Source organism: Actinomycetota bacterium (assembly GCA_036280995.1).
Classification (GTDB): domain Bacteria; phylum Actinomycetota; class CALGFH01; order CALGFH01; family CALGFH01; genus CALGFH01.
In genome coordinates this window covers 1-3,894 of record DASUPQ010000132.1, presented here as the reverse complement: position 1 = coordinate 3,894, position 3,894 = coordinate 1, and the positions used below count along the sequence as shown (strand labels likewise).

Here is a 3,894-nt window from a genome sequence, read left to right as displayed (position 1 = left end):
TTTGATCGGGTCCTTGGAGGGTGGGTCGAAGTGGGTGAGAAGTCGTGGGCGGTGGCGGTGTCGCCGGTGATGGTGATGTCGCCGGCTTGGAGGGCGTCGGCGGGGGTGGTCTGGCCGCCCGGGAGCTGGTAGATGACGGCGCTGGTGGGTGTCGGCGGCCTTGTCGGCATCCAGCCGGACCCGCATGGCGTCGATGACCTTGGCCGGGGGGAAGATCTTGAGCAGGTCGGGTGGGGCGAAGCTGAAGAACTTGCTGTAGTCGATGGCGTCCTCCAGCTCCAACGCCCCCGAGGCCAGGGTTGCGCCAGTACATGTTCTTCTGCCGATACGCCCACTTGCGCATGGCGTCGGCCTGGACCCGGCGGGCTCTGGGCTGGCGCTGTCTCGCTGCTGTTTACTGAGACCGTGACCAGAGCTGACTACCCGGTGTCGACCTATGCTGTGCTCGGCCTGGTCGACAAGGTTCCCGACTCCTCGGGCTATGACCTGGCAGCCATTGCCGACCGGTCGCTGCAGCATTTCTGGCCGGTCTCGCACACCCTGATGTATCGCGAGTTGAAGCGGCTGACCGATCTGGGTTGGGTCAGCTCGCACCGGGTCGAACAGGTGGTTGCTCCCGACAAGTCGATCTACCAGATCACCCCGGAGGGCCGAGCTGCCCTGGGGGAGTGGCTGCACGCCGAGGCCCCGATGGCCACCACCTACCGCAGCGCCTTCCTGCTCCGGTTCTTCCTGGCCCACGCCATGCGCCCCGAGCGCATCGCCGCGCTGCTCGCTCAGTACCGGACGGCGCTGCGCGTCCGGCTGGACGCCCTGCAGGCGGTGGCGGATCAGCTCAAGGACACCCCGAGGGCCCGGATGGCCCGGCTGACCGCCCTGCACGGTATCCGCACGTTGACGGCTCAGCTCGACTGGGTGGACGAGGCCGAGGCGGAACTCGCGACCCAGGATGGCCCTGGGCCCGCGTCAGCAGCGAGCGACTAGCCTGCCGGAACTGGCTCCCTAGTAAACTGTGTACTAGGCTGTGCTTCACCTACTTGGGAGGGACGGCTCGTGGGATTGACACGACCGCTGTCGCTGGCCGAGAAGCTGGTGGTCGCCGTGATCGGACTTGGTCTGGTGCATCACGCCGATCACGTGCTGCGCGCCGACCACTACGGGTTCCCGTTCAAGCCCCAGGTGACCTTGTTCACCTTCACCCTCGGGTTCTACGTCATCTTCGCGACGGTGCTGTGGGCCCGGTCGCACCCGTGGTACCGGGTGTGGGCGATGGCCTTCGTCGTGGTCGCGACCCTGTTCGCGCACACGATGATCGAGCCGCCCCAGCAGATCTGGGGGACCTGGGCGGACAATGTCAGCCGGCCGGCGCCGCTGTTCACACCGGACGGCTCGAAGAACCAGCTGAACGTCGAGTCGCCGCTGCTCGCGGTCCTCGCCATCGTGGATGTCCTGCTGCTGCAGGCAGCGATGATCGGCACGCTGGTGCTCTTCATCGGCGAGGCCCGGCGCGGCCGGCCGCGGGCCGATCGGTCAGCCACTCAAGCCCCCGGTAGCGTCTAGGAATGGCCGGGTACACGGTGCTGAGCACCCTCGTGCTCCTGCTCTCGGGATGGCTGGCCGGAGCGGAGTCCGCCTCCTGGGCGCTCCTCCAACCCGTCGTCGCCAGGCTGGACGACACGCCCCAAATCCGGATGCAGCAAGGCATGCTGCGGACCTTCGGACGGGTGATGCCGATCCTGCTCCCCCTCACCTCGGTCCTGATCGTGCTGACCGCCGTCGTTGCCCCCGCTGGTCCTCCACGTGTGCTCTGGGTGGTCGCCGCGGTCGCCGCGGCCGTGCTCATCGCCTTCACCCTGATGGTCAACGTGCCCATCAACAAGCGCACCCTGACCTGGGACGCCGAGCATCCTCCTGAGGGATGGAAGACCGACCGGCACCGGTGGCACACCTACCAGGGGGTGCGGGCGGTGCTGCTGGCCGTCTGGTTCCTGTGCGCCGTCGGCGCCGTCACCCTCGCCTGACGCTGGCTCCCTCAGCCTGGAAGCGCCCCTGGGCAACAGCTCAGCGGCTCGCCGCCCGCTCCTTGGCGCCTCGCTGTCGTGCTTGCTGCTTGCAGAGGTGCCCCATGTCCCTGGAAGCCAACAAGGACCTCGTCCGCACGTACATTGAGACGATTTTCAACAGCGGCAGGTGGAGCGCACTGACGACTCTCCTCGCCGAGATCGCTGTGCAGATCGGCGCGGCCACCGGGCAGCCAACGACCTGGCTGGCGTTATAGCCGCCACGGCTGGAACCTCGACGTCGCCGTCGCTGGTCGTGGCAATCCGGGCCGGCCGCCCGACGTACAGGTGGAAGGCACCAACCACTGAAAGGAGTCTCAATGACGTTGTCAAGCCGCCTTGGCGTCGTCGTTGGTCTTGACGGGGGGTTGGGGCTGCCAGGTGCGGTTGTCGCGCAGCAGTGCCCACAGCACGTTGGTGCGTCGGCGGGCCAGGCAGGTCAGCGCCTGGACGGGCCGTTTACCCTCGGTGAGCTTGCGCTGGTAGTAGGCCTTGGCGGCCGGGTCGTAGCGGCTGGCGGTCAGCGCCGACAGGTACATTGCTCGGCGCAGCAGCCGGTTGTAGCGCACGGGTCGGTGCAGCCGTCCGGTGCGCTTGCCGGAGTCGTGGGGCACCGGGGCCAGACCAGCGTAGGCGGCCAGCTGATCGGCGGAGCTGATCAGCTGAAGGTCACCGATGGCGGCCAGCAGCTCCGCGCCGAGCCGGAATCCGAACCCGGGCATGCTGGCGATCACCGGGGCCAGGCGGTGGCGACAAAACCGCTCCTTGAGCGCCTGGTCGACCTGGTCGATGCGGGCCTGGAGGCTGATCACCTCCTCGGCCAGCGCGGCCACCAGCCCGGCGGTCAGCTCCTCGCCGGGCAGCCGGACGGTCTGGCTGGCGGCTGCGGCCACCGCAGCCTGGGCGATGCGCTCGGCCGTCTCGGCGCGGATGCCGGCATGGACCAGTCGAGTGCGCAGGCGGGCCACGCCGGCGCGGCGGATCGCCGACGGCCGCTGCCAGCGGGCCAACAGCACCAGCCAGCCGCGCTGGCCGGCCAGGCAAGCGGCGCGTTCCAGCGCGGGACACAGCGCGGTCAGCTGCTGACGCAGCCGGTTGATGGTGCGGGTGCGGTCGGCGACCAGATCCGCCCGACGGCCGGTCAGCAGCCGCAACTCCACCACCAGCTCCTGGCCGGGACGAAGCGCGGGCAGGTCGTGGCGCATGCGGGCCTGGTCGGCGATCACCCGCGCATCGCGCGCGTCGGTCTTGCCCTCCCCGCGGTAGCTGGCCGCCGCGATGTTGACCGCCCGGCCCGACAGGTATTGCACCTGCTGGCCGCCCTCCCACAGCACCGCCAACAGCAGCGCGGCCTCCACCGTGGTCAGGTCGACGGTCCACACCAGCCCCGCCGCCATCGCCTTGAGCTCGCCAAGCACCCCGGTGATCGCGGTCTGGTCGTTGGCGACCTTGCGCGACAGCAGCACCCGGCCCTGGCCATCCACGGCCGCGACCCAGTGGTGCTGCTTGCCAACATCCACCCCTACCCACACCCGGTCGAGCACACCCACCTCCCCATCGGTATCGCCTGCCAGTCGACCCACAGACAGCTCCGCCAGCAGCTCCTTAACCAAGCGACCAAGCCCGCACATCTCAATCAGCGGCCAAAGCTGTCCAGGCGGGCCAGGCGGCCACTCCTTTCAAGCCGCACCAACGGCCAGCGAACACCCTGAAGCCTCACCCAACCCGCCCAAGTCATCAGCACAACGTACTGACCCAACGAACTTAAGGAGCGTTCCTTCATGCGTATTAGCGTTCCTTCATGCGTATTTCCGTACGTCGGGCCGCCGCCGTC

Annotated in this window: 7 protein-coding genes; 4 read left to right on the top strand and 3 right to left on the bottom strand. The window is 68.6% G+C overall.

Annotation, left to right across the window (positions count from 1 at the left end; genetic code table 11):
- Positions 1-282, bottom strand: a 282-nt coding sequence (locus tag VF468_04255) for a hypothetical protein (GenBank protein ID HEX5877527.1), incomplete at its 3' end; no start/stop codon positions are given.
- Between the two features lie 123 nt (positions 283-405).
- Between VF468_04255 and VF468_04250 the strand changes: the two genes are divergently transcribed.
- From VF468_04250 to VF468_04235, 4 genes are all read left to right on the top strand, one after another.
- The gene (locus tag VF468_04250) at positions 406-984 is read left to right on the top strand and encodes a PadR family transcriptional regulator (GenBank protein HEX5877526.1); all 579 of its coding nucleotides are present in this window, start codon (positions 406-408) and stop codon (positions 982-984) included.
- Between the two features lie 108 nt (positions 985-1,092).
- The gene (locus VF468_04245; GenBank protein ID HEX5877525.1) at positions 1,093-1,560 is read left to right on the top strand and encodes a hypothetical protein; all 468 of its coding nucleotides are present in this window, start codon (positions 1,093-1,095) and stop codon (positions 1,558-1,560) included.
- A gap of 2 nt (positions 1,561-1,562) precedes the next feature.
- Entirely contained in the window at positions 1,563-2,021 is a 459-nt protein-coding gene (locus VF468_04240) for a DUF1772 domain-containing protein (GenBank protein ID HEX5877524.1), read from the top strand.
- 104 nt (positions 2,022-2,125) lie between these two features.
- Positions 2,126-2,278 carry a hypothetical protein gene (locus tag VF468_04235; GenBank protein ID HEX5877523.1) on the top strand — a complete coding sequence of 51 codons (153 nt, stop codon included), beginning with the start codon at positions 2,126-2,128 and terminating at the stop codon, positions 2,276-2,278.
- A gap of 111 nt (positions 2,279-2,389) precedes the next feature.
- On the opposite strand, the gene VF468_04230 is transcribed toward VF468_04235, so the two are convergent.
- Both VF468_04230 and VF468_04225 read right to left on the bottom strand, forming a co-directional pair.
- Positions 2,390-3,604 (bottom strand): IS110 family transposase, encoded by a 1,215-nt coding sequence (locus tag VF468_04230; GenBank protein HEX5877522.1) that lies wholly within the window; start codon positions 3,602-3,604, stop codon positions 2,390-2,392.
- 92 nt (positions 3,605-3,696) lie between these two features.
- Positions 3,697-3,894: hypothetical protein (locus VF468_04225; protein HEX5877521.1), on the bottom strand; the 198-nt coding region annotated here is incomplete at its 5' end.

Coding starts and splice junctions, on each gene's coding strand:
- VF468_04240 (HEX5877524.1), top strand. CDS start 1,563: ATGGCCGGGTACACGGTGCTGAGCACCCTCGTGCTCCTGCTCTCGGGA.
- VF468_04235 (HEX5877523.1), top strand. CDS start 2,126: ATGTCCCTGGAAGCCAACAAGGACCTCGTCCGCACGTACATTGAGACG.